Consider the following 23,000-nt stretch of genomic DNA (forward strand, 5'->3'; position numbering starts at 1 on the left):
CCAGTACATCCAGCTAACAGTCCCGTTCCTGCCCCTATCCCACCCAGAATGAAACACCTCCGTTTCATATTTTTAAAGTTTGCTCCCAATTAACAAATATCTTGGTTACTATTTCCAAGATAATAGATTGATCTAAAATGACACAAGCGAGTTCGAGCGAATATGAACAGGCCTTCAACGACTACGAGGACTTGTGGAACGGCGATCTCTCGAAGATGGATATCGTCTCCGAGTCTGTCACTGTCTACACCCCAGCTCATCCCGAGGGAGCGGCTCAGGGCCACGAAGGATTCGAAGAATATCTCCAGCAGGTCCATGAGGCTTTTCCGGACTACGAGACCACCAAGGATCCAGTGGCGATACTCGTGAGTGAGGACACGATTATGCATGAATGGACGAAGACGGGAACATTCAAAAGCGCATTCTACGGTACGCCGCCAACAGGGCGGAGCATGAACCTAAGCGGGATGTCGAAAATCATAATGGTGGACGGAAAGATCCAAGAGGACTATATTTACTTGAACGAGAAGAAAATGTTCGAGCAGTTGGGATTGACGTTTCCAGACATCGTTTCCCTCACTCCGAAACTCGTGTGGGGCAAAGTCCGCAACGCACTCTAATACTGCTGGGTATTTCCCGGTGGCACCCTCGTCTGCTGGCTCGCACTCACCTCCCACCCGCACTCCTTAGGCACGGTCCCAAATGTCGAACCCTGTGTAAAAAACCCACTGTGCTGCATATCCTCTAAGTCTTGCACGGGGTTTTAGATAGTGAACTGGCAGTTCCCAGTGATCGTGATGAATACACAGCGCATATTGCACGACGGATAGTTCAGATTGCGAGCAAGAAGAATCACTCAAAACAGTGTCCGAGATGGGTACTGGAACTCTTTGACGTTCCCTCGTTCTTATTATCAAGTGGCGGAAATCGGAAATAATGGCTGCCACACTCAAACGAAGAGAACTCCTTGGCAGCGCTTTACTCGTTGTAGGATTGAGTCTTGTCCTCGCGCAACTAATTACCTTCCCCGGTATGCTCTTCGGTGGCTGTACTGAAGTCGGTGTCCCGGAGGGACAGGGAGAGGGAGTCAGCATTATTGGTGTACAGGATTCAACCCTCCTGTACACGCCCGATGGAGTGAACGAATGTAGTATCCCGCTTCGGGCAGTCCTAACTCCAATTGGACTCATCGCTGTAGGGGGTGGATTGATTCTGTCCACGAGGTAATGACCCCAATTCTATCCTCACATAGTGTTACTGGCCCCGGATAACCCTCACCTTATCAACACGCACGTTCAGCGATTGGTTGATTCGACACTGAGGCTGAGAAATAAGTCGGTCTGAGCTGCTGATTATATGCTCTATATTCAGCACAGCTCTTCCCAAGCATCAATAGACCATCACTGCAAAAGAGTTGTCTGCAAATTATTCCATGTCCGACTTGCCATGGACGAGTCGGACATTTTCGCAGTGATTCGGTGCTGATCGGCCTCGATCGAGGGGCGAATTCTTGGGTTATAGTCCGGCTTTTCGAATACTCGAACGCCGATGCAACTCGAAAACTATCGTGATCTGGACGATCGACGGGTCCGATTGAACGATCGGGAACGCGATCGTCTCCTGGAGGTCGTCGAGAACGATACGCGAAAGCCCCTCGCGTTTGGGCTCATGGCTCACTCCGGACTGCGGTCCCAAGAGCTCGTCGACGCTCGTCGAGAGCACCTCTATCAGAGTGAGGCCGGGCAGTGGTTCATTCGAGTTCCGGCGGGGAAAGGTGATAAAGAGCGAGCGACACCGACGAGCGCGACGCTCGCGGGCATGATCCGCGCTCAGGAGCCGGGGAGCCTCGTCGAGGTCACGACCAGGACAATACGGCGCTGGGTCGACGTTGCAGCTGAAGAAATGGCCGATCGGGAGAACGACAAGCGGTGGCGGTATCTCGGGCCGCACGATCTTCGGCGAACCTGGGGTCATCTCACGCTCGAGGCCGAGGTGTTGCCCTCAGTCGTAATGCAGTGGGGCGGGTGGGAGGACTATCCGACGTTTCAGCGGCATTACCCTGGGAAACACGGAGAAGTCGTGCAGTCTCTAGAGGCGGAGAAGGTCGATTGGCTGTAAACCGGGTTCTGGTTTTGCTGTCGCTGTAGCTCTCGAGCGGGATTGACGTAATTGTCCGATTCGCAAATCCGGGGTTCAACAAAGAGATTAGATGCGCGACCACTCCACCAACTGATGGAGAGGGAAGGCATTCCCTGTCATCCACCCAGAAGCGAATAGGATCTTGCCTCCTTCTGGGAGGCATGCCGCTTTTGCTTACTAATCTCCATCAGCGGTTTCCATAGACTAGTCCCTCGACGATCTGGAAAAGACGTCGTCAGTCGAAATCGAAGTATTGGGTTTCCCAGTCGCGACGATCTTCAAGAAGGGTTCGTCCCGCGTCTGTGAGTTCGTAGGCATTCGTTCGCTCGTCATGTTTTGACTTCTCTATGAATCCCTTCTCCACTAACGAATCCAGATTCGGATAGAGGCGGCCATGATTGATAGCCGTATTATAATAGTCATCTAGTTCGGCTTTGATCTCGAGTCCGTTCGGGTTCTCAAGGCCTGCCATAACCGTGAGTACATCGCGCTTAAATTTGGTTAGCTCAAACATAGGTAACGCATATGACGGGAAGATAAATAAGTTATTTCCTGTCCTGTAGAGCAACTCTTTAAGTATGAAGGGGTTGATAATGCTGGTGGTAATCCAGAACAAAAAGAGACTCGGACTTGGATGCTGGATGAGACTTGGCTCGTGATGCGAGGGACTGGTCCGGGTCCGGTAGCGTAGGAAATCGAGGCCCTCAAACAAACCCAGCACTCCTACCTCGCGACCGGTGATTATGAGCAGGACCACTTTCGGGACCAAACTCGAATCGGCAAACTCCACGACACCCTGGAGATGCCGATGAAACAGTATATCGGCCAGTGCGGGGTCTACTACAACCTCCTGATTCCCCTGGTCACCGACCGAATCAAGAACCAACTCGGCAAGACCGTCAAAGAGCAGTTTATGGATTCGATGAACGATGATGCTGATCTCGAAGACGCCGTCGAGGCAGGCATCGAAGAGGGTTTCAGAAGCCACCGAAGAACAGGCCGCAAGCGTTCAAGAGATCCAGGATTCGGTCGTTCGCCTTGAGTCCGATGACTGACAGCCTCGCTTCGTTTTGCCCTCCGAAACCGGCCGCGGGTCGGGACTCCCCGGTGCAACCGAGTACAGTTCCAATTGCAAAAGAAAAATATTGATTGTGTAGGCGGGTCTCGGGACAGTATGGAAGACGACATTCCGCCACTCGACGAGGCGGCGATGGAGGCAGCCAGGGAGCGGCAGGCGAACCTCACGAAACCACCCGGAAGCCTCGGCCGACTCGAAGCGTTCTCTGTCCAGATCGCTGGCATGACCGGCCAGGAAACCCCGACACTTGCCGACCCGGTGATCACGACTGTCGCTGGTGACCACGGCGTTGTGGCAGAAGGCGTGAGTGCGTTTCCACAGGACGTGACCGCACAGATGGTGTCGAATTTCGCCAACGGGGGCGCGGCAGTCAACGCACTCTCCAGAAATGTGGACGCCAAAAACCTGATCGTCGACGTTGGTGTCGCCGCCGACGAGTACCCCGGGAGAGACGCTGTCATCGTCGAAAAAATGGGCGACGGTACCGATAATATCGCCACTGGAGCCGCGATGAGCGCGGCCCAGGCTCGACAGGTTGTCGAGGTCGGTCGTGGCATCGTCGCGACCCATGCCGAGGAGGCTGATATCATCGGTCTCGGAGACATGGGCATCGGGAACACGACGCCGAGTGCAGCCATCACGGCCGCGATCACTGGGGCGGATGCGGAGACGGTAACCGGACGGGGAACGGGAGTCGACGACGAAGCGTTCGAATGGAAGGTCTCGATCGTCAGGCAAGCACTCGAAACCGACGCCCCCGATCCACAGGACGGGTACGATGTCCTGCGCTCTGTGGGTGGATTTGAAATCGGTGCCCTCGCCGGCATCGCACTCGAAGCCGCACGCCGACGGATTCCGGTCGTCGTGGACGGCTTCATCACCGGGGCCGGGGCGTTGGTCGCAGCTCGAATCGACGAGCGGGTGACCGACTACCTGTTGCCGTCCCACAGTTCAGTCGAAACGGGACACGAAATCCAGTACGACGAACTCGGCCTCAAGCCGCTTTTTGACTTCGACATGCGACTCGGAGAAGGGACCGGTGCAGCGCTTGGAATCTCGATCTATCAGGGGGCCTGTCGAACACTCGAGGAGATGGCGACCTTCGAAGAAGCGGGCGTCTCGAACTGAACTACCGGCGTGTCAACTACCTCACCCTAAGCGCCTTCGGCGCGTTGAGGGTGGGGCTTGTCCGTGAACTCGGCCTCGAACCCGTCGGGGTAGCCGGTAAATCCCGCGTTCGGCTTCACCGTTCCGGACTTCAGGGCAAGCTGACTGTCGCCCGTCCGCCGAGACGACTGTTGGCCTCGACGGACATACCGCATACCAATGTTCTTCGCCGCGTTGTAATCCGCGTTCCCTTCCGATCCGCACTTCACACACCGGAAATCGTTCCGCGACTGACGGTTCTCCTCTGCCGTGAATCCGCACTCGGAACACCGCTGGGACGTGTACGCCGAGCCGACTTGCTTCACCGAGATCCCGACCGAATCGGCTTTATACTCGACGTATTCGTAGAGCGTTCGGAAGGCCCATTTATGCCCCCATGACGCGCCGGTTTGATCGCGGATGTGCGTTAGGTTCTCGAACGCGATCACGTCACAGTCGTACCGGAGTGCCTCGTCTATCAGCGCGTTCGACGCCCGGTGTAGCACGTCCCGGACGTAGCAAAGTTCCCGACGACTCGACTGTTCGAGCGTCCGATGTGCGCTTCGCGTTCCGGTCTGTTGGAGTCCGGCACGCACCTTCTCGAACTCGCGAAGATTGTGGGTTACCTCCCGCCCGCTGTAGAAGTAGGCGGTACTGGTGACGGCGAGGTTTTCGATGCCGAGGTCAACCCCGAGGACCGTTCCGTCCTCGGCGGTGTTCCGTTCGGTCTCGGTCTTGTGTCGGCGGAAGCCGATATGCAAGAAGAACTCGCCGTCTCGGGCGGTGAGCGTGCTTTCCGTGACACTCCACGTGTCCGAGTCGAGATACTGCCGTTGGTAGCCATCGTCAGCGTTTGGAAGGGCGAGCGGGCACCGAACCCGGCTTTCCGTAGTGGAGAGGGATACGGTTTCGTCATCGAACACCGTCATCGTCCGGGTATCGTACTTCACGGTCGGCGCGGTGAACGTCGGCTTGCTGACCTTCTTTCCTTTCGACCGGCGTTCGATACAGCCGGTGATGGCTTCTGCGGCTTGGTGGGTGGCGAGAATCGCGTGCTGACTCCCGAGAGTAGTGTCTTCGCGCACGGAGTCGTAGGCGAGGGGCTGTACGTCGCTTTTGGCGTTGTACTTCCCCCACGCCATGTCGGTGGCGAGTTGGCAACCACGCTTCCACTCGGAGATAGTATCTTCGAGGAGGTCGCGTTGCTCGTCTGAGACTTCGAGACGAGTGATTGCCGTCCGACGCACATAGTCGTCTGCCACGTATTCAATGTAGATAAGTGGCTACTTTCTGATTGCTGTTTGTGATCTGTGCGAACGCGCTCCTCCCCTCCCTACTCACTCGCGTCGCTCGTTCCTGGAGGAAGGGGACTCCGCGCTACCGTTCAGTTGAAGAGCCGTTCCAGAAAGCTTCGCTCAGTCGGTCGTTCGGCCATGAGGACCGTGCGACCCGTTTCAGAGATGATATCGTAGTGCAGTGATTCGGAAACAGTCCGAGAAAGCAGCCCCTGTTCGGTTGCGCCGATGAGAATCATCGAGTGATCCTGGGCCCCACGCTCGATAGCCGCTTCGACGTCTCCCGTTTCGACGACCTGTGACTCCTCCTCCAAGCCATGATCGATGGCCCAGTTCCGCAGGTCCTCTGCTGCGCGTTCGCGCTCGGCTTCACTTCGAACAACCGACAAGAGTGTCATGGAACTATCATGGACCGACCGGAGTGCTCTGGCAATTTGCGCATTCAACGCGGCGTGGGGGTTATCAACAACAGGCAAGAGGACCCGCTCGGGGTCGAAGCCCCGATCCTCGAGTATGATCACGTCACAGGGCAGCCGACGGGTCAGTTCGTCGAGTCGTCCCTCCGCCCGCCCCGACGACCAGAGGTGGTTGTCCCCCCGTTCGACGAGCAAGAGGTCGACTGACTCGCGCTCAGCAATGTCAAAAACCTCCGAGAAGGACCGGTGGGAGACCACTGTCGAAGTCCGGCACCGGATCCCGTCGCCTTCGATCCGGTCACAGATCCGTTCGAGTTTGGCCGAGGAGTCCGCGACGAGTCGTTCGCGCCCGGACCCGGAATACTGGGAGTGTGGGTCGTATTCGGGGATGATGTGGACGAGCGTGATGATCGCTTCATCCTCCGTTTTGGCGACCGTTTCCCCAAGTCGGAGGAGTGAGTCGGACGATTCGGGATTGGCCACCGGCACGAGCAGGTGATACGGCCCCTCCGTATCGCCGTCCCCAGCCGTCGTATCCACGAGCGGGACATACGACCGGCCGGCGTACCCGAACAGGCGGCTGATCCGCCCGCCGAGGAGCATCTCGCGCCAAGAGAGTTGTCGACGACCACCTTCGAACCTGGCCCCGGCCAGTCGCTTCTCGCTCGTCTGGAAGTAATTCACAACCGTAACCAACACGACTCCACCGACAGTGTTGCCCACCAGGACCGGGCCGACGAATTCCGTCAACCCGACGAGCAGCCGGAGGTCGCCTGTAAAGGTCAGATACAGCGTCTCGGTAAAGGAGACGACAACGTGGAACAGTCCCCCGAGCGGGATGGCGAGAAAGGCGAGATAGATGACTGCCAGCCGAGAAATCGTGTCCCGGGCCGCATACTCGACCCAGACGACTCCGGCCACGATCAAGCCGGCAAACACCGACTTGACGAACAGCGGCCAGGCCCCCGTATCGATCCCCTTTTGGGCGATCTCGGCGGCGACAGTGGCTGCCTCCGGTGACAAGACCCCACCCCAAGCCAGCGCCGCGGCCCCACCAAGACCGCCAAGAAAGTTCCCAAGCAAAACGACGATCCAATTTCGGAGCAAGGCTGGCACGCTCGCAAGGCGTTCGAGGGTTAACGCAACCGGGGGCAACGTGTTCTCCGTGTACAGTTGATACCCACCGATAATGATGTAAATGAAGCCCAACGGATACAAGAGTACACTCAATACTGGGTCCCCACCTGTCGAGGCGGACATCGACACGTAGAGAAGCACAGTAATCGTGATCGCAAAGCCGGCCGCAAGACCACTGAAAAACAGTTCTCGGTTGCTTGCAGTGACCTCCTCGTCGGCCGCAGCGACGATGCGCTGAAAGACCTCGTCGGTCGAAAAGCGGTCTCTGACCACCCGACCAACTGCAGGCGCCCCACTCCGGGACCGCTCGACAGCCTGTCGAACCGAACGCTCTGCGTCGGACCCGTCATCAGGCATTACTTCGATTGTTCGAGCCCACCCCCAAAATCAGTTACTTTCGGTGGCCCTGAGCCTCCGGGTTATCCTTCGAGTCGCTCAGCGAGTCGAGCGTCAAAGTCGATCTCCGGATCCTTTGCGGAATCCCTGATATCGATGACTTCGGTCCCCCGCTCCGTGATCTCGTAAAGTCCGCTGTTCGGTGCTGGCCCGACCCGTTCGACCAACGTGTAATCCGCGAGGATCGGGAGTCGGGTGTTAATATAAGAACGGTCCTTGTCGAGTATGTAAGACAGGTTGGCTGCCGTGTTCCGTCTGCCGTTAGCCAGTGCCTCTAAAATATCAAAATCGGTCGGTTCAGCTAGTCTCATTTCAACTCACTCTGTAGTAGAGGGACTTGGGATTTAGGTGTACTCCTTGCCGATAGTATGTACGTTTGTCGTACCCCACCTTGGTCTGTCATGCCCCTAAATACCTCATGATTGGTATATAGCGGTTCGACATACTTAAAGTTGCGCAAACGGCGGGGACGGAAGCAAAATCGGCAGCACGCCTCGATTACATGCTCTGGACGATGTTCAAGTATTCCGTCTCGTCGAGTGCTTTCAGCGTCTCGGTGTCTGCCATCCCCCGCTCCGCAAATCTGAGGGCGAACTGCGTGTACATCTGATCGTTGGGGAACTCAGCGACCGTCACGAAATCGAAGTCCCCCATTGTGAGATACACGTCTTTGATTTCCCCACCCATCTCGTTGGCCATCGCTTTCATCTGCTCTGTACGGGTTGCGCTTTCTTCGATCTCTGCAAATCCGTCGGCGGTCAAGTTGGTCAGGCGAATGTAGGTTGGCATGGTCTTGTGTGGTTGTGGTTTTCCGTGTGAGACCGTACCATGTCAAATACCCGCATGTTACTTAGGGGTTTCCCTCACTGAACGCCGAAACGTGTAAGCGCCAGCCACGAGAGGGGCCTGTATGACTCGAATTCCCTTCGGTATCGCGCGTCTGGACTCGCGTATCGGGGGTGGGGCTCCGGCCGGAAGTGTCGTCCTTCTCGCAGGTGAGAGCGGAGCTGGCGCCCGAGAATTCCTCTACACGAGTGCGGTAATGAACGGCCTCGAAAGGTCCGACCCCGAGCTTTTCGACCTCCACTATGGAGAGCAGTCATCGGCCGCCAGCCGACCGGAATCGATTCACTATCTCTCCTACACCGCCGACGAAAGAGCGCTCTCGACGGAGATCGAGTACACGTTGGAGGACGAACTCGTCACGGCGGGTCTTGACCCGGTCAGATTCGAGGACCTTTCGAACGAGTATTTCCAACTCAGCCCCGTTCCACGAGAGTGGTATGGCCCGTCGCACCGTGAGATCACGGATCTGGGCCAAGACGCCGAACGTCGGGGTGTCCTCACTGCGACCGCGGACTACCTCGATGAGCATGCTGGTGGGGGGTTGATACTGATCGACTCACTGACCGACCTGTTAGCGGCCAGGGGACGACATCATTCGATCAGCGAGTTGGTGCTCACATTAAAGGGGCTCAGACGAGTCGCACGGGAGTGGGGAAGTCTGATCTTGCTGCTGTTGACCAAGGACGCGGTTACCGACCAGGAGTTGGGCAACCTGATGACTGCAGTGGACGGAACACTCCAGTTTGAATGGGAAACAGGGGGCAACGAGCGAGTGCGGACAATGTATGTCCCAGAATTTCGCGGCGTGCTTTCTCAACTGGAAGAAGAAGACATCATCCGTTTCGAGACGGAAATTCACGACGCCGGGTTCGACGTTTCGAACGTCCGGAAGATTCGCTGACCCCCGTAAATGGCGCCGTTGAAGGGACGGATTTGGAATTACATTTATACGCGCTTCTGTCTAAAGAAAGGATATCCAAATGGTTTGCTCCTGCGCATACACGGATCGCCTGATCTCGAGAGAGCGAGTGGCGAGTAATCATGGGGAGCAAAAACAGGCCGGTCGTTGCGATTCCAGAGCGACGAACGGCGAAGGACAGGTGGTTGACTGATGGCCAAGGAACATCCCGAAGAACTACAGGAGGAAATCGAGACCATCGCGGAGCTCGAAGCCAAAATCGAAAGGCTCGAATCGACCGTCGAGTCGGACATCCAGGATGTCAGGGAACGCGTCGTCCAGGTGAAGCGCGAAACGGACGCGAAAGCGTCACAGGATCATTCCCACGAGAGCCTCGAAGCCGAACTCACAGAACTCGAGGGAGATGTCGAAGACATACACGAAACACTCGATCAGACAAACTCACGAATGGAGGGGGGCTTTAACAACTTCGAGGAGATCCTTGAGTCCCTGTTGGACCGGACCGTGGCTCTCGAAACCGACGTGGACAAATTGGGACAGGTCCTCAGGTCCGTCCGAAATACACTTGATGCAGTTGCCCAGCGGGACCAACGACGGGCCCGCGCCGACCACTTGAAACAAAACGCGGCCACGACTGGAGTTCGGACGGCGAAATGCGAGGCCTGTCGGTCAAGGATCGACGTTGCCCTCCTCAGCGCCGCCACCTGCCCGAGTTGTGGCGAGTCGTTTCACACGTTGGATGCGAACCCTGGATTTTTCGGAACGTCGATACTGGAAACCGGTGACAGGCCTGCGCTCGAAGGCGGCGAGTTCCAGGGTCGCCCGGACCTGGATTCGGTCGGGCCAGAATCCCAAGACGAAACCCAAGCGACGAAAGCGGATTTCGACTGGCAGAACACGGACAAAGTGGATGGTGACTCATCGTGACTGAGGAAGCCGACGAAGAGGAAACGGATTCGATTCCGCTCTCCGATCTGCGATCGGATCTCGGGGCCGAGGAATCGGGGGCAGCGGAGTTCCCGGATGGCAAGAAGCCGGATTCCACCGAATTGAAAGACCCTGAGCCGTCTCAAGAGGACAAAGAGGCGGGATCAGAGGCGGAAGCGAGCGATTCGATTCCACTTTCAGGGCTCCGCGACGAGGTCGACCGCCAGTCAAGCGAGGCTGAAACCGTGTCGGAGGACGCAACCGGGAGCTTCGTCGAAGAAACCGTCGAGCCAGTCGATTCCGAAGGGGTCTGGGCGGATCTGTTGATGGACGACGAGCACCCCGAGGGACACTTTGCGGCCGTCGAAGCGGTGCCAGGGGCTGAAGGGGTCACCCAGGTCATCTCCAAACGGATCTGTGAACGGTGTGAGTACCTCGACAAGCCACCGACCCTCCAATGCACACACGATGGGACGACAATTCACGAACTCGTTGACGTGGACCACGTCCGCGTGTCGGACTGCCCGATGGTGGGCCCGGACGGGGAGAAGAAAACCGAGGGCTCCATTTCGACCGAGGAGACCTGAAAGGGAACTTTTTCTGCGTCGGCACCGAGGCTTCTGTATGCAGTTCTGTCCTGACTGTGGTTCGATGATGCACGCTGACGGGGAGCAGATGGTCTGTTCGAGTTGTGGCTACACCGAAGGAAAGGACGAGGAACTGGCCGCGGACTACGTCTCGACCCAGGAGCAAGATGAGAGTGACGTGATCGAAACCGAGGAAGGGGCAAACTTCGAGGGGAAGCCGAAAGCCGAGGCGATCTGTCCGGAGTGTGAAAACGACCAAGCGTGGTACACGATCAAGCAGACGGGCTCTGCTGATGAGCCCCCGACCCGATTTTTCAAATGTACGGAGTGTGGCGCCCGTTGGCGCGAGTACGCCTGAAAGGGCGCGAAACGGTTTTCAGCGGTCACGGTGTAGGACCTGTCAATGACGTACGACGCGGTAATTCTGGATAATGACGGTGTCCTCACCGCCATGACTGACCGATCGGTCATGCAGCGGGCTGTCGAGGACGCCTTTCGAGATATGGGGATTGTCGATCCCGATCCGGATGACGTCGAGCGGCTCGTATACGGCGTGACCCCGGATATTCTCGAGACAGTCGCTGGACGGTATGGACTCGACCCTGGGGCGCTCTGGTACAGGCGTGATATGCGGTCGTCCCTCGTCCAAGAGCGGGAGATTCGGGCCGGTCGCAAGCCGCTTTACGATGATACGAGCGTCCTCTCACAGATCGAGCTTCCCCTGGGCATCGTCAGTTCGAACCAGTATCGGACGGTCGCGACCATTCTGAACCAGTACGGGATCGACGGCTACTTCCAGTCGGTCTATGGCCGAGAAATGCATCCGGACAGCCTGGCCCGGAAAAAACCCGACCCACATTACCTCGACTTAGCAATTGCGGAGTTAGGGGCCACAAATCCGTTGTTCGTTGGCGACAGCGAGTCGGACGTTCAGGCCGGGGACGCAGCCGGTGTCGACTCGGTTTTCCTTCGCCGAGATCACCGTGCTGAGACCAAACTGAGCGTCATCCCGACCTACGAAATCGACACCTTGGCGGCACTCCCCGATATTCTCGCGGCTGCAGCCTAACTTGGCGAGCTGCTAAAGTCGGGCCGGCGAAATCCAGTCCGCAAGCTCGGTGTCCACTGACTCCCCCGCGATCTGACGCGCCAAAATGTCAGCCACTGCCGGGGCTCTGGTCACACCGTAGCCCGAGAACCCGACCGCTGTATAGAAGTTCTCGACGTCGGTTTCGCCGACGAATGGACGGCCATCGGGGGTAATCGTTCGAAAGCCGACCCAGTCGTTTCCGATCACAGCGTCGGCCAATTGTGGCACGGCCGCCTCGATCTCCTCGGCGATGTCGAGATAGAATGACTGATCCACCGAGTGATTCGCATCCGGATCAAGCTGGCTAGCCGTCTCGTAGGTGGTATCAAAGCGGCCACCGAAGGCCTGGCTCAGGCCGTCCTCGCGGAAGTAGAGTTCGTCGCGGAGAATCATGAACGGCAGCGAGAAAGATTCCTCACGGGAGAGGACCACAATCGGTCCGCGGGTATGTCTGAGTGGCTGGTCGACCCCGACGAAGTCGTTGACTTCGGGGGCCCACGGCCCTGCGGCGTTCACCACACCACTCACCGACTCAGTCCCCTCGCCAGTTTCGATGGCCGTGACGGCCCCGTCCTCGGTGATGACGTCCATGACTTCGACCCCCGTTTCGATCGTTGCGGGGCCCGCTGTGGCCTGCTCCACGAAGTGCTGAATGATCTCCGAAGGATCGAGGAACCCGTCGTCTGGAACGAAGAGGCCACCCTCGAAGGCCGCCGGGTCGAGCCCTTTCGCTTCGAGTTCGGGGGCGTCGAGCCACTCGGTGTCGACGCCCAGGTCGGTGAGCCCCTTCCAACCCGAGCGGACCGCCGGAACGTCTGTCAGATTGGGGGCCGTTTCGAGGGTCCCGACCTGCGTGAATTCGAGGGTCCCGGCTTCGATTCGGGGCCCATACGTCTCCCAAGCCCGTTCTCGCAGGCGGTGTTCAGTTGCGTTGGGCTCGTCCTGATGCCAGAAGAAAATGGCCATTGACTTCGCGGTGGTTCCAGCACCCAGGGCGTCACGCTCGTACAAACGTACCGGAACCCCGTGATCCGCGAGTGCGGCAGCGATGCTGGTTCCAACGACACCACCCCCAACGACGACGACAGGGTCCATACACTCCGAACCCACCCGCCGGACGTAAAACTGACTCTGGGCGGTGGTACCACGCCTTCGGATGCCCTTATCCCTGTCCGGCCCCAATTACCCGACGTGACAGAGCAACGAGAGCAAAAGGACCTCCGCATGCCCTCGGAGTCCGAGCAGTTCGGCGTCGTAACGCAGCATCTGGGTGGGAATCACGTCCGAGTCCGCTGTGCGGACGGTGAGACCCGCCTAGGTCGGATCCCCGGTCGAATGAAATACCGCACGTGGATCGAAAAAGACGACGTCGTCCTCATCGACCCCTGGGACTGGCAAGACGAAAAAGGCGACATCGAGTGGCGATACGAGAGTGCAGACGCCGAACAGCTCCGCCGCGAAGGGCATATCGACTGAACGGTTTCCGTGGGCGTGACCGGCCCGAGATGTTTTGTGATCCCGTGATACAGGTGAGGTATGGCAGACACTGTCCCCGAGGAAGTGGAGTCACTGTTGCAGTCCGAACCGCTGGCCGCGTTTTTGGCCACAAGTAATGCTCATAAACCCCACGTCGCCCCACTCTGGTACCAGTACGAAGACGGGGTCGTGGAACTGACGACCAAAGGGCGGAAGCTGTCGAATATCAAATCGAACCCGAGAGTGTCTCTCGCGGTGCAGAAGGCCAAGGCTGGCATTCCCGAGTGGGTGGTGACGCTGCTCGGCACCGCAGAAGTCCTCGAAGACGAGGCCGAAGAAACACGAGTCCGTCGGGAGATCAACGAGAAGTACGGGGCGAAACCGGACGCCTACCCGGAAAACACGCTGGTCACCATAGACGTCGGAGCGGTGAGCTACACGGTCTATTGAACGAGTCCGCTCAATCGTCCATGGTCGGAGTCGTCTCGGGACGGTAGCCCCGGCTGATAGCCTTCCACTTGCCGGTCCAGAATCGATAATAATTGATCACTGCTGAGACAGCTGTCTCCCCGAAAAAGGAGAGATAGATACCCCAGATCCCCAGCGGCGTCGTCGCCCCCAGATACACCAGTGGGATGGAGAACCCGAACATCCCGAGTGCCCGACTGTAGAAGGGCCAACGCGTATCACCGGTCGCGTCGAGGGCACCGGCGATGGTGCTGGTGACTCCTTGGGGGATGATCGCCAAGGCGGCAATGTACACCATCGGAACTGCGATCGGAATCGCCGGGTCAGTTCGGGACCCGATGAAGAGGGCGACGATCGGTTCCGCGAACAGCGCAATCCCGAATGCCGCGAGTGCATAGGTCGCCACTGAAAAACGGGTGATCTCGTACCCATAGGCTTCGGCGATCGCTTCCTTGCCTTTGCCGAGTTGTTGACCGACCAGGCTGCTCGCGGCGAGTCCGAAGCCCCAGCCCGGCGTGTTCATTACGCCCCAGATCCGGCGGGTGATGATGTAGGCGGCGGTGACCTGTTGGCCAAACATCGCCACGAAGGCGAGGGTGGGAAAGCGGGCGATGGTCCAAACTGAGTTCCGGCCGATCACCGGGGTCCCGATCGAGATCAGATCCCGGAAGGTATCGATGTGGACGTATCGTCCGAGCGGATCCACCGTGATCGGGAATTCACCGATCAGTGGCAGGCCTCCGCGTGCGAGGCCGATGGCGATTGAACTCGTCACGAGCACGTTTGCGAGCACGGTTCCCCAAGCCGCACCCTCGACACCCATCCCGAGCCCGAAGATGAAGAGGCCGTTCAAAAGGATGTTCGTCATCGCCCCGCCCCCGCGAAGTACCATCGGGATCCAGGCGTCGTCGGCCCCGATGAGGGCTCGACTCCCGATGAGATTTAACGCCGCGAAGGGCACCCCGAGTGCCAGAATCCGAAGGTATCGAGCCCCGTAAGTGATTTCTGCTGGTGTGCTGGTGAGCACCGAAACCAGCGTCTCCGGAACGAACCAGAAGAACAACGCGATGGGGATGGTGACGACAACGAGAAGGGCCGCACTCGACCGAATCGCCTGCCCGAGTTGGTCGTACCGTTCGGCCCCGTAACGCTGGGACACCAACGCGATCGTTCCCGCAGCAAGTCCGCCCCCGATGCTGAACGCCACACCCCAGTAGGGGGTCGCAAAGCCAACACCATTGATGGCTGCCGGGCCGAGCGCGAGACCTACCATCGCGACGTCGGCGGCGTTTTTCGACATCCGGGCGATCCCGGTCAAGATTCGGGGCCAGGCCAGGTCCACCGTCTGTTCGGCCCGCTCAGCCGTGATGAGGCCGAGCCTTGCGAGGACCATCCCGATGGCAACGAGCAACGCTCGCATCGGGTTGCGGAGGGCTGGCCGAAGGGGACGAAGCTGCGGGACCACTACTGGGTGCTATCAGGGGTACTGACAAAGGAATTCTGTTCCCAGACCGTGTCCACGACTGCTCCAGACCCGCATTGGGCCGATTACTCAGTTTCGTGCGGGAAGTTCTCCACCGTCGCCGCGTCGAAGCCCGCTGTGTCGAACTGATAGTCCCCGTCGAGAAAGTCGACGACCGAAAGTGCGTCTCGGCGAGCGTTTTTGAGACACGTCGAGGCCCCTGGAGACGGAGTGATGTTGAAGATAATGTCCTCCCCTTCGATAGTCGCCTCACCCATGTCGAGGGTGTGGGCACTGGTGTCGACGATCTGCGGACGAATACCCCCATACCCCCTGGCGGGCTCGATGTCCTCGAGTGTGGCACCCGGCACGACCTTCTGGACGTGTGGCAGGAAGGCTCGGGTTCCCAGTTCCGGGAGGTCATAGACCAGGTTCCGGAGGACGTAGGGGAGTAGCACCCTGTCCGCGAGAATATTCGCGTAACTGACGAACGAGTCGAGGTCAAACCCAAAGACGTCTAAGAAGTCCCCCACAGTGGAGAGTTCGCCCCGTTCGAGGGCCGGGACGGGTTTTGCCGTAGGCCCGAATCGGGTGACCGACGCGTCATGGACGTCGGCGTCACCGTGGACGGCCGCGAAGGGCAGTTTGCCCATTTGAAGTGTGTAGACTTTCCCGTTGAGGAAATCCTCGGCCAGGAAAAAGCTCCCCGCGATCGGCAACAGTGCCATGTCCTCGCCGTACCCCAGTTGTTTGGCGAACTGGAGACTATGTGAGCCCGCACTGACAACGACGCCATCCGCCATCGCCGTCCCGCCGCCTGTTCGGACCGCATACCCGTCGGCCGTTTCGACGACCCCCTCAACTGGCGTTCCGGTGTATACGTCGACCCCCGATTCCTCTCGGGCCTCGGCGACGAGTGATTTCGCCGTCTCGCCGTAATCGACCACGTAGCCGTCTGGCGTATAGAGCGCCCGAAGTTCGACGTCCGGGGCCCGCTCCTCGACGACGGCCGGTTCGAGTTCGGCAATCCGATCGCGGCCGATCAATTCGAGTTTTGGGTATAGGTCGCCAAAGCCCTTCTCGTGGTAGCGACGTTCCAGGCGCTCGACCTCTTCCTGGCCCACCGCGATAACCATCTTCGACCGCCTATCGTACAGGCTCCTGTCCGGGTCGGTCGCTTCGAGATATCCCGCCAGCGTTTCTGCGCCGGCTTTCACCGAGCGAGCCTTCTCCAGGGTATAATTCGTCTCGATGTCACCGAAGTGAAGCGTCTGTGAGTTGTTCGTCTGATAGGTGTTTATCGCCCCGATCTCCGGCTCCTTCTCGAACAGGGCGACGTGCTCGATGTCGGAAAATTTGGAGACCGCGTACAGTAACGATGCCCCGCTTATGCCCCCGCCGACGATGATGAGGTCGTATGCATCCGACATGGTTCGGGTCGACACCAGCGTTGGTGTCACTGTTCTGCCCTCCGCTGCCAGGTCGTATTAACGCTGTGTTTTGACCACCTCCCGCGCCTGAAGACGGAGGTATGCGCTAACAGTCTGTATCATTGTCCCAATCCCGATCGTCAGGCCGCCTGCAAGCCCGATCGTCCGCTCCAGTTCGGCCTCACTCGAGTCCAGGGGCTCCCCAGTCAGTTGTTCGGGCGACGGTTCGGGTTCATCTGTGTCCTCAGATACCGGCGGGTCGGTTTCTCGGAACACGTCTGATTACTATTATTTACAGAGGTGGAGCCAGTAAATGTGGGCTCTGAGGCCGAAACAGGACCCAGTTAGTACGACCCGAGTTCCCGGATGCGCTCGGCGATACGGTACGCACCAATCGCCGGTGCCGTATCGGGGGAATCCGGTTTGGTCGCGCTCACGTCGAGACCGAGTTCGACGGACAGCCGGTCGGCAAACTCCGATTCGATGCCCGGAATGCATGCCATCCTTCCCCCCCCCCCTTCAAGAAGATAGGGTTCTGCAGGGCTCGCTGACGGGTCTTGAGATACTGCGTGTCCAGGGTCGGCATGAAGACGTTCGCGTACTGAGGTCCGGGACTGTTTTGACTGTCTCGTCACGCTCGCGGGCGACGACGGTTCGGGTGCTGCCCATTTTAACCCCCACCGCTGCCGGGTCACCGTTTGTTGTGTGGGTAGTATTCGATCCCCCGATAGTGTCCGAATGACCGGTCTCACCGGCCCTAGATTCGTCTGTTGTTATGCCGGCCTTACTGTGAGCCGTAATTAAACCGTTGTCTCATCAGGATTAACGGCCCATGGCTGTGGATTTAAGAGGGGCTGGCGCCCTATTCGAACCGATGACAGACACGGACCAGAAAGACACCGACGAGGCGATTCCCGTCCCCGAACTCCAGGAACTCCTCGACCAGTTCCGGGAACGGGCCGACGACCGGATGAGTCTCGGGTTGATCGAGGCCTCGGATGGAATCAACAAGTGTGCCGACGAACTCGAAACCCTGATCGAGGACGAAACCTAAACCCCAGGTTTCTATCGTCCCCGAATCGGTCGGTCAAGGCTCCGACGGGGATTTACGTCTACCGCACCGATATTGTTCACTGTGGATTCTCAGGAGGTCCGTCAAAAGTGGGCCGACCGCGACGGCGAATATTCGCCGTCCTACTACGCGAATTATGGAGCCGACGGCGCGAGCGAAGCGGTCCTGACAGCCATCGAAACTTATCTCGGCCCTAACCCCGCCGTGCTCGAGGTCGGATGCAGTTCCGGCCGGCACCTCTCCACCCTGCTCGAGGCTGGCTACACGGATTTGACCGGTGTCGAGCTCAACCAGGAGGCCAGGGACGCGATGGCGGAGAACTTCCCGGAACTCGCACGGACCGCAACGGTCCAGTACGAGTCGATCGAATCCGTCGTTGGGGAGTTCGCGGACGACCAGTTCGAGGTCGTCTTTTCGGTCGAAACGCTCCAACATCTCCATCCCGACAGCAGCTGGGTGTTCGCCGAACTGGCCCGGATCACTGGATCACTGTTGATTACCATCGAAAACGAAGGGGGCAAAGGGAAGGCCGAGGCACCGACCGATGTCAATTACGTCGATACCGACGTCCCACTATATTATCGCGATTGGAACGAGATTTTCACCGCGTTGGGGCTGACGGAACTCGAGGCCGAAACAGGGCCACGTGATACGATCCGGACGTTCGCCGTTTCCGACTTGGACTGACTCAGTCCACCGTATTTCCGGCCGGCGGTGGGCGTGACACGATCCGTCCAAGTCGCCCTCGGTGGTCGGCCACCCACCGATAGACCCGTTTGCGGAGCCATTCGTACGCTCGACTCCGCCGCACTGGGCCTGGACGCTTGAAGAGCGCGGGAACGAAATCAAGCCTGACCAGCGCAGCCTCGGCCGCTGCCCCACACGAGTACACCCGCTCATCGGTGAGGAAATGGACACACTGCTCGTACTGAGCCGGGAGACAGGCTCGTTGGTCGCTCGTAAGTGCGGAAAACCCGACTGTGCGAACCTGTGAGTGGGCCTCGATCAGGTCAGCCCACCAGGTACAGAACCCACAGGCGTCGTCGAAGACCAGCGTCGGGTGTTTCACAGATGAACCTATGGGACGAGCGTAGATGGTTCTCCCGGCCGCGACGAATCCGGCCGGCTTTCTCCACACTGGAAACGGAGGCTGAGCCGACCCAATTCACTCGACCGTTATCCGAAGCGTCGAGATCCGGTTGCCGTCGACGCCAGTTACCTCGAACCGATACCCGGCTCGTTCCACCGTTTCCCCAACGCCGGGGGCATGTCCGAGTTCGTCGAGGACCACCCCACCGATCGTCTCGTAACTCTCGCTTTCAAAGTGCACATCCAGGGTTTCGTTGACCGCCCCGAGCGGGACGCTTCCATCGGCGACGTACTCGCCCTTCGCTTGCTGCTGGATCGAGATGTCTGTCTCGTCCGTGTCAAACTCGTCTCGAAGGTCCCCCACAATGGCTTCGACCGCGTCTTCGACCGTCACAAGCCCTTCAAAGGCGCCCCACTCGTCGATCACGGCCGCGACCTGTTGGCGTTCGCTCCGGAACTGTAGCAGGAGGTCGTTGATCGGGGTCGCCTCCGGGACCACGAGGAGGTCCCGTGCGAGATCGCCGGCAATCTGGTCTGCCTCCCCGGATTCACCGGTTGCTCGCAGCACGTCTTTCACGTCGAGGAACCCCGCGATCTGGTCCTCGTCCTCCTCGACCACTGGGTATCGGGTATGCCCAGCCTCGAGGACGGTTTCCCGGAACTCCGCGAGGGTGGCATCCTTCGGGACGGTGACCACGTCCGGCCGTGGCACCATGATCTCCCGCACGACTGTGTCGTCCAGATCGAAGACGCGTTCGATCATCTCGACCTCGGCCATGTCCACGTGCCCTTCCTCACCCGATCTGGAGAGGACCCGCAGGATTTCTCGCTCTTCGAGTGTCTCGTCGGTTTCTGAGGCCGGTGGCACCCCGAGTAGCTGGGTGAAGGCGTTTGCAGTCCCGTTGAAGACAATGATTCCAGGGTAGAACAGGTAGTAAAAGACCGTCATCGGCGCGGCGACGAACAGTGCGAGTCGCTCAGCCTGTGCGATTGCGAGGGTCTTCGGGGCGAGTTCCCCAAAGACGACGTGAAGGAAGGTGATGATACCAAATGCGATGGCAAAGGCCACGAGGTGGACGAGATTCTGTGGAAGGAGCGAGCCAACGACGGGTTCGATAAGCGTCGCAATAGCCGGTTCCCCGACCCACCCCAGTCCCAGGGAGGCGATCGTAATCCCGAGTTGAGTCACCGCGAGATAATCATCCAGCTTGTCCATCACCCCCTGCAGGGCTTTCGAGCCCGTCCGGCCCTCGGCTGCGAGTTGTTCCACCGACGTCGAGCGGACACGGACAAAAGCGAACTCCGCAGCCACGAAAAACCCGTTCAGCACCACGAGGAAGAGGGCAAGGAAAAGTTGGCCCAGCGACAGGGCGACGTTTACCATCGCCACAGCCTCCGAAGATCGGCGAAATTGGACATACCCATCATTAGCTATGATGCCCTAAAGGGTTTGACCCAGTGTGCTGGAACTGATTCATCCGAAACGGGCCTCGAAACGTGCGAATCACGATCTTTCCCTGATAGCTGTGTTTGCAGCGGCTATCGAAAGCACTCGTTCCTCACTTGAGGATGAGCACTCATGTATGCAGATGAGTCACCACTCGAAGGCAGTATCCTGCTCCAAAAAATGGTGGCCTGTACCAGGTCTCGAACAATCAGTCGTCTCCGGACAAACTGACTACATGCCTAGCCCAGCGCAAGCACCGTTTCACCGGGACACCTTTTGTTCCGTCCCTTCGTAGGTGTTCGATATGACCACCTTCACCGGCGCCTGGACAGCGGATGAAGTCACATCCTTCTTACAAGAGACGACCGTACCGATTCGAATCGCGACGCGTCGGTCCGACGGGTCGCTTTGGCCTGTCACTGTATGGTATCGCTATCGGGACGGTGTTTTCGAGTGTGCGACACAGGAAAGGGCCGATCTGGTAAGCATCCTCAGGAACAACCAAACCGTTGGCATTGATGTCTCGACGAACGACGTGCCCTACAGTGGGATACGGGGAACTGGCACCGCGACAATCTCACGAGACGGCGGTAGGAACGCTCTTCGCGACCTCGTTCAGCGCTACCTCGGGGGGACGGACTCGTCACTGGCCGAGCGTCTACTCACCGAGGACCGTGAGGAGGTCCTGATCCGGATCGATCCGGACGAGATCTACAGTTGGGATTACTCCAACCAGATGAAAGACGTCGATCAAGGGTAACAGAGTGTATCGTAGGCGTCGCGGCCGTTGAGACTCAGCGTCTGGGTCGTGTCTCTGGGTCCCAAATTGCTGGCCTCGGAACTCACGACTCACAATCTATCCATAGTGACTGTGTGTGGCGACTTTACAGTCCACATTGTATCACAGGTTCCCCTCGGTAGCACGGTCGTGCAGATCTACCACGCGATCTCGGATGGCGTCCATCTTGCCGGCCTCGCGCTTGTCGTCGACGTGGCTATACATCAGCCCCATTCGGTGGTTGCTCCGCAGGCGGTCCTCGTTGCGGTCGAGGAACTGCCAGTAGAGCGCGTTGAAAGGACAGGCGTCAGTTCCGGTGGTCGCGTCTTGGTCGTACGCACAGTCCGTGCAGTAGTCGGACATCCGATCGATGTAGTTAGCCGAAGAAACGTATGGCTTCGTCGCGAACACGCCGTGGCCAAACTGCCCCATCTCGATGACGTTTGGGGTCGTTACCCAGTGGTATGCGTCGATGTATGTCGCGTGGAACCACTCGTTCAGTTCGCTCGGTTCGACACCCCATAGTGTGGCGAAGTTCGCCAGGATCATCAACCGCTGGATATGGTGTGCGTATCCTCGTGCCTGGACGTCGTCAACCGTCTCGCTTAGGCAGTTCATCCTGGTCTCGCCGGTCCAGTACAGGTCCGGAAGCTCACGGTCGGCAGCGAGTTGGTTGGCGTTCGACAGTTCGGGCATCGCCTGCCGGTAGACGTGACGCATGAACTCCCGCCAGCCCAGTAGTTGCCGGATACATCCTTCGGCAGAGCTAAGGGGCACGTCCTCCCGCTCCTCGTACGCCCGCTCGACCCTCTCGATGACCTCCATCGGGTGGAGGAGGCCGAGATTGATCGCCCCGCTCACCAGCGCGTGGGCCATCGCCCAGTCGTCGTCCCGCATCGCGTCCTGATAGGGGCCAAACACGGGAAGCCGCTCCGCGAGAAAATGTTCCAAGTGCTCGCGAGCCTGGTCGCGGGTGACCGGCCACGGGAACGTGCCCAATTCGTCGCTCCCCCAGGTGTCGAACTCCTCACGTACCCATGCCGACACGTCCTCGGTGATAGCACCGTGGTCGTGGGTCGGCACGGACGGTGCCTCCCAGTCTTCCGGTGGCACGTCTCGGTTTTCCTCGTCGTAGTTCCACTCCCCGCCGGCTGGCTCACCGTCGGTCATAAGGACTCCGGACTCCCGGCGCATCCAGCGATAGAACTGCTCGTGTCTGAATCGCCCGTCGTCGTTGGCCCACTCGTCGAAGGCCCGGCGCGTGCTGGCGAACAGTTCGTTCTCGACGACCCGGAGGTTTCCGCCGGCCTCGGCAACGAGACCCCGAAACCGCTGTTCGGACCGATAGCTGGGCGAGCGCATCGTCACCAACGTGGTTTCCGGATTGTCTTCGAAGAACGTCGCGAACGCCTCGGCGAACGTGTCGGTCCGTATGTAGGTCACGTCGTAACCGGCCCGACGCAATCGGTCACGGAATCGCCGCATCGCGGCGAACACCAGCGTCAGCTTGTGGTGGTGATACGGCATCCGTCGGGCGAAGTCGTGGGCCTCGACGAGCAAGACCCGACTTCCCTCGGACGCACGGGCAAGCGGCCCACACTGCTTGGTCAGATGCGTCCCGAGAATCCAGGGTACCTCGGTCTCACCCACCACGTACTCCGGCGGTTCGCCGACTGTTGGGGGCCGCATACTATCAGCACGAATCGGAGATGGATAAATTGCGACCACGGGACCTCTGTCTGCTTTGGCCAGACACAGATGCCCTCAGAGACGCCGTTTACCATCACAAGTAGCGGCCTCGG

27 protein-coding genes are annotated in these 23,000 nt (G+C 58.9%); 14 read left to right on the forward strand and 13 right to left on the reverse strand.

The window, feature by feature from the left end; genetic code table 11:
• The first annotated feature begins 137 nt into the window (after positions 1-137).
• Both V5A26_RS09170 and V5A26_RS09175 read left to right on the forward strand, forming a co-directional pair.
• The gene (locus V5A26_RS09170; protein WP_332321735.1) at positions 138-620 is read left to right on the forward strand and encodes an ester cyclase; all 483 of its coding nucleotides are present in this window, start codon (positions 138-140) and stop codon (positions 618-620) included.
• A 928-nt stretch (positions 621-1,548) separates the two neighbouring features.
• Positions 1,549-2,118 (forward strand): tyrosine-type recombinase/integrase, encoded by a 570-nt coding sequence (locus V5A26_RS09175; RefSeq protein ID WP_332321734.1) that lies wholly within the window; start codon positions 1,549-1,551, stop codon positions 2,116-2,118.
• Positions 2,119-2,374: 256 nt separating this feature from the next.
• On the opposite strand, the gene V5A26_RS09180 is transcribed toward V5A26_RS09175, so the two are convergent.
• Positions 2,375-2,653, reverse strand: a complete 279-nt coding sequence (locus V5A26_RS09180) for a PadR family transcriptional regulator (RefSeq protein ID WP_332321733.1) — start codon at positions 2,651-2,653, stop codon at positions 2,375-2,377.
• Positions 2,654-2,833: 180 nt separating this feature from the next.
• On the opposite strand from V5A26_RS09180, the gene V5A26_RS09185 reads away from it, so the two are divergent.
• A complete protein-coding gene (locus V5A26_RS09185) occupies positions 2,834-3,181 on the forward strand; it encodes a protoglobin domain-containing protein (RefSeq protein WP_332321737.1) in 348 nt (115 codons plus the stop codon).
• A gap of 132 nt (positions 3,182-3,313) precedes the next feature.
• Complete coding sequence (cobT, locus tag V5A26_RS09190) at positions 3,314-4,345, forward strand: nicotinate-nucleotide--dimethylbenzimidazole phosphoribosyltransferase (protein ID WP_332321732.1); 1,032 nt, start codon at positions 3,314-3,316, stop codon at positions 4,343-4,345.
• A gap of 26 nt (positions 4,346-4,371) precedes the next feature.
• Here the strand turns inward: cobT and V5A26_RS09195 are convergent, their stop codons facing one another.
• The 4 genes from V5A26_RS09195 to V5A26_RS09210 all read right to left on the reverse strand — a co-directional run bounded on the left by V5A26_RS09195 (position 4,372) and on the right by V5A26_RS09210 (position 8,396).
• Positions 4,372-5,625, reverse strand: a complete 1,254-nt coding sequence (locus tag V5A26_RS09195) for an RNA-guided endonuclease InsQ/TnpB family protein (protein ID WP_332321731.1) — start codon at positions 5,623-5,625, stop codon at positions 4,372-4,374.
• 122 nt (positions 5,626-5,747) lie between these two features.
• On the reverse strand, positions 5,748-7,568 hold the full coding sequence (locus V5A26_RS09200) for a formate/nitrite transporter family protein (protein ID WP_332321730.1): 1,821 nt from the start codon (positions 7,566-7,568) through the stop codon (positions 5,748-5,750).
• 62 nt (positions 7,569-7,630) lie between these two features.
• Complete coding sequence (locus V5A26_RS09205; protein ID WP_332321729.1) at positions 7,631-7,918, reverse strand: ArsR family transcriptional regulator; 288 nt, start codon at positions 7,916-7,918, stop codon at positions 7,631-7,633.
• A 187-nt stretch (positions 7,919-8,105) separates the two neighbouring features.
• Positions 8,106-8,396: a GYD domain-containing protein gene (locus V5A26_RS09210; RefSeq protein ID WP_332321728.1), complete on the reverse strand. Its 291-nt coding sequence runs from the start codon at positions 8,394-8,396 to the stop codon at positions 8,106-8,108.
• A gap of 121 nt (positions 8,397-8,517) precedes the next feature.
• Between V5A26_RS09210 and V5A26_RS09215 the strand changes: the two genes are divergently transcribed.
• The 5 genes from V5A26_RS09215 (at position 8,518) to V5A26_RS09235 (ending at position 11,955) form a co-directional block, all read left to right on the forward strand.
• Complete coding sequence (locus V5A26_RS09215; protein ID WP_332321727.1) at positions 8,518-9,354, forward strand: RAD55 family ATPase; 837 nt, start codon at positions 8,518-8,520, stop codon at positions 9,352-9,354.
• A 210-nt stretch (positions 9,355-9,564) separates the two neighbouring features.
• Positions 9,565-10,299 carry a hypothetical protein gene (locus V5A26_RS09220; protein ID WP_332321726.1) on the forward strand — a complete coding sequence of 245 codons (735 nt, stop codon included), beginning with the start codon at positions 9,565-9,567 and terminating at the stop codon, positions 10,297-10,299.
• Positions 10,296-10,886, forward strand: coding sequence for a hypothetical protein (locus V5A26_RS09225; protein ID WP_332321725.1), 591 nt, complete (start codon positions 10,296-10,298; stop codon positions 10,884-10,886). Before V5A26_RS09220 ends, V5A26_RS09225 begins: the two co-directional genes overlap by 4 nt.
• A 37-nt stretch (positions 10,887-10,923) precedes the next feature.
• Complete coding sequence (locus V5A26_RS09230) at positions 10,924-11,244, forward strand: transcription factor S (RefSeq protein WP_332321724.1); 321 nt, start codon at positions 10,924-10,926, stop codon at positions 11,242-11,244.
• A gap of 45 nt (positions 11,245-11,289) precedes the next feature.
• Positions 11,290-11,955 (forward strand): HAD family hydrolase, encoded by a 666-nt coding sequence (locus V5A26_RS09235; RefSeq protein ID WP_332321723.1) that lies wholly within the window; start codon positions 11,290-11,292, stop codon positions 11,953-11,955.
• A 12-nt stretch (positions 11,956-11,967) separates the two neighbouring features.
• Here V5A26_RS09235 and V5A26_RS09240 read toward each other — a convergent pair whose 3' ends face one another.
• Positions 11,968-13,071 (reverse strand): NAD(P)/FAD-dependent oxidoreductase, encoded by a 1,104-nt coding sequence (locus V5A26_RS09240; protein ID WP_332321722.1) that lies wholly within the window; start codon positions 13,069-13,071, stop codon positions 11,968-11,970.
• 96 nt (positions 13,072-13,167) lie between these two features.
• On the opposite strand from V5A26_RS09240, the gene eif1A reads away from it, so the two are divergent.
• Both eif1A and V5A26_RS09250 read left to right on the forward strand, forming a co-directional pair.
• Positions 13,168-13,452, forward strand: coding sequence for a translation initiation factor eIF-1A (gene eif1A, locus V5A26_RS09245; protein WP_332321721.1), 285 nt, complete (start codon positions 13,168-13,170; stop codon positions 13,450-13,452).
• Positions 13,453-13,512: 60 nt separating this feature from the next.
• On the forward strand, positions 13,513-13,902 hold the full coding sequence (locus V5A26_RS09250) for a pyridoxamine 5'-phosphate oxidase family protein (RefSeq protein WP_332321720.1): 390 nt from the start codon (positions 13,513-13,515) through the stop codon (positions 13,900-13,902).
• 10 nt (positions 13,903-13,912) lie between these two features.
• On the opposite strand, the gene V5A26_RS09255 is transcribed toward V5A26_RS09250, so the two are convergent.
• The 4 genes from V5A26_RS09255 to V5A26_RS09270 all read right to left on the reverse strand — a co-directional run bounded on the left by V5A26_RS09255 (position 13,913) and on the right by V5A26_RS09270 (position 17,315).
• Entirely contained in the window at positions 13,913-15,340 is a 1,428-nt protein-coding gene (locus V5A26_RS09255) for an MATE family efflux transporter (RefSeq protein WP_332321736.1), read from the reverse strand.
• A gap of 128 nt (positions 15,341-15,468) precedes the next feature.
• Positions 15,469-16,812, reverse strand: a complete 1,344-nt coding sequence (locus V5A26_RS09260; RefSeq protein ID WP_332321719.1) for an FAD-dependent oxidoreductase — start codon at positions 16,810-16,812, stop codon at positions 15,469-15,471.
• Between the two features lie 57 nt (positions 16,813-16,869).
• Complete coding sequence (locus V5A26_RS09265; RefSeq protein WP_332321718.1) at positions 16,870-17,088, reverse strand: hypothetical protein; 219 nt, start codon at positions 17,086-17,088, stop codon at positions 16,870-16,872.
• 68 nt (positions 17,089-17,156) lie between these two features.
• Positions 17,157-17,315, reverse strand: coding sequence for a hypothetical protein (locus V5A26_RS09270; RefSeq protein WP_332321717.1), 159 nt, complete (start codon positions 17,313-17,315; stop codon positions 17,157-17,159).
• Positions 17,316-17,686: 371 nt separating this feature from the next.
• On the opposite strand from V5A26_RS09270, the gene V5A26_RS09275 reads away from it, so the two are divergent.
• Together V5A26_RS09275 and V5A26_RS09280 are read left to right on the forward strand one after the other, a co-directional pair.
• Complete coding sequence (locus V5A26_RS09275) at positions 17,687-17,866, forward strand: hypothetical protein (RefSeq protein WP_332321716.1); 180 nt, start codon at positions 17,687-17,689, stop codon at positions 17,864-17,866.
• Positions 17,867-17,947: 81 nt separating this feature from the next.
• Positions 17,948-18,571 carry a class I SAM-dependent methyltransferase gene (locus V5A26_RS09280; RefSeq protein ID WP_332321715.1) on the forward strand — a complete coding sequence of 208 codons (624 nt, stop codon included), beginning with the start codon at positions 17,948-17,950 and terminating at the stop codon, positions 18,569-18,571.
• A gap of 1 nt (position 18,572) precedes the next feature.
• Here the strand turns inward: V5A26_RS09280 and V5A26_RS09285 are convergent, their stop codons facing one another.
• Both V5A26_RS09285 and V5A26_RS09290 read right to left on the reverse strand, forming a co-directional pair.
• Positions 18,573-18,953: a thiol-disulfide oxidoreductase DCC family protein gene (locus V5A26_RS09285; RefSeq protein WP_332321714.1), complete on the reverse strand. Its 381-nt coding sequence runs from the start codon at positions 18,951-18,953 to the stop codon at positions 18,573-18,575.
• Between the two features lie 96 nt (positions 18,954-19,049).
• A complete protein-coding gene (locus V5A26_RS09290; RefSeq protein ID WP_332321713.1) occupies positions 19,050-20,357 on the reverse strand; it encodes a hemolysin family protein in 1,308 nt (435 codons plus the stop codon).
• A 367-nt stretch (positions 20,358-20,724) separates the two neighbouring features.
• On the opposite strand from V5A26_RS09290, the gene V5A26_RS09295 reads away from it, so the two are divergent.
• Complete coding sequence (locus tag V5A26_RS09295; protein WP_332322348.1) at positions 20,725-21,180, forward strand: pyridoxamine 5'-phosphate oxidase family protein; 456 nt, start codon at positions 20,725-20,727, stop codon at positions 21,178-21,180.
• 141 nt (positions 21,181-21,321) lie between these two features.
• Here V5A26_RS09295 and V5A26_RS09300 read toward each other — a convergent pair whose 3' ends face one another.
• Entirely contained in the window at positions 21,322-22,887 is a 1,566-nt protein-coding gene (locus V5A26_RS09300; RefSeq protein WP_332321711.1) for a cryptochrome/photolyase family protein, read from the reverse strand.
• Between the last annotated feature and the right edge of the window lie 113 nt (positions 22,888-23,000).

It is taken from the genome of Halodesulfurarchaeum sp., from assembly GCF_036626455.1.
Taxonomy (GTDB): domain Archaea; phylum Halobacteriota; class Halobacteria; order Halobacteriales; family Halobacteriaceae; genus Halodesulfurarchaeum.

Coding starts and splice junctions, on each gene's coding strand:
- V5A26_RS09170 (WP_332321735.1), top strand. CDS start 138: ATGACACAAGCGAGTTCGAGCGAATATGAACAGGCCTTCAACGACTAC.
- V5A26_RS09175 (WP_332321734.1), top strand. CDS start 1,549: ATGCAACTCGAAAACTATCGTGATCTGGACGATCGACGGGTCCGATTG.
- V5A26_RS09180 (WP_332321733.1), bottom strand. CDS start 2,653: ATGTTTGAGCTAACCAAATTTAAGCGCGATGTACTCACGGTTATGGCA.
- cobT (WP_332321732.1), top strand. CDS start 3,314: ATGGAAGACGACATTCCGCCACTCGACGAGGCGGCGATGGAGGCAGCC.
- V5A26_RS09200 (WP_332321730.1), bottom strand. CDS start 7,568: ATGCCTGATGACGGGTCCGACGCAGAGCGTTCGGTTCGACAGGCTGTC.
- V5A26_RS09205 (WP_332321729.1), bottom strand. CDS start 7,918: ATGAGACTAGCTGAACCGACCGATTTTGATATTTTAGAGGCACTGGCT.
- V5A26_RS09210 (WP_332321728.1), bottom strand. CDS start 8,396: ATGCCAACCTACATTCGCCTGACCAACTTGACCGCCGACGGATTTGCA.
- V5A26_RS09215 (WP_332321727.1), top strand. CDS start 8,518: ATGACTCGAATTCCCTTCGGTATCGCGCGTCTGGACTCGCGTATCGGG.
- V5A26_RS09220 (WP_332321726.1), top strand. CDS start 9,565: ATGGCCAAGGAACATCCCGAAGAACTACAGGAGGAAATCGAGACCATC.
- V5A26_RS09230 (WP_332321724.1), top strand. CDS start 10,924: ATGCAGTTCTGTCCTGACTGTGGTTCGATGATGCACGCTGACGGGGAG.
- V5A26_RS09235 (WP_332321723.1), top strand. CDS start 11,290: ATGACGTACGACGCGGTAATTCTGGATAATGACGGTGTCCTCACCGCC.
- V5A26_RS09240 (WP_332321722.1), bottom strand. CDS start 13,071: ATGGACCCTGTCGTCGTCGTTGGGGGTGGTGTCGTTGGAACCAGCATC.
- V5A26_RS09250 (WP_332321720.1), top strand. CDS start 13,513: ATGGCAGACACTGTCCCCGAGGAAGTGGAGTCACTGTTGCAGTCCGAA.
- V5A26_RS09255 (WP_332321736.1), bottom strand. CDS start 15,340: ATGCGAGCGTTGCTCGTTGCCATCGGGATGGTCCTCGCAAGGCTCGGC.
- V5A26_RS09260 (WP_332321719.1), bottom strand. CDS start 16,812: ATGTCGGATGCATACGACCTCATCATCGTCGGCGGGGGCATAAGCGGG.
- V5A26_RS09270 (WP_332321717.1), bottom strand. CDS start 17,315: ATGGCATGCATTCCGGGCATCGAATCGGAGTTTGCCGACCGGCTGTCC.
- V5A26_RS09275 (WP_332321716.1), top strand. CDS start 17,687: ATGACAGACACGGACCAGAAAGACACCGACGAGGCGATTCCCGTCCCC.
- V5A26_RS09290 (WP_332321713.1), bottom strand. CDS start 20,357: ATGGTAAACGTCGCCCTGTCGCTGGGCCAACTTTTCCTTGCCCTCTTC.
- V5A26_RS09295 (WP_332322348.1), top strand. CDS start 20,725: ATGACCACCTTCACCGGCGCCTGGACAGCGGATGAAGTCACATCCTTC.
- V5A26_RS09300 (WP_332321711.1), bottom strand. CDS start 22,887: ATGCGGCCCCCAACAGTCGGCGAACCGCCGGAGTACGTGGTGGGTGAG.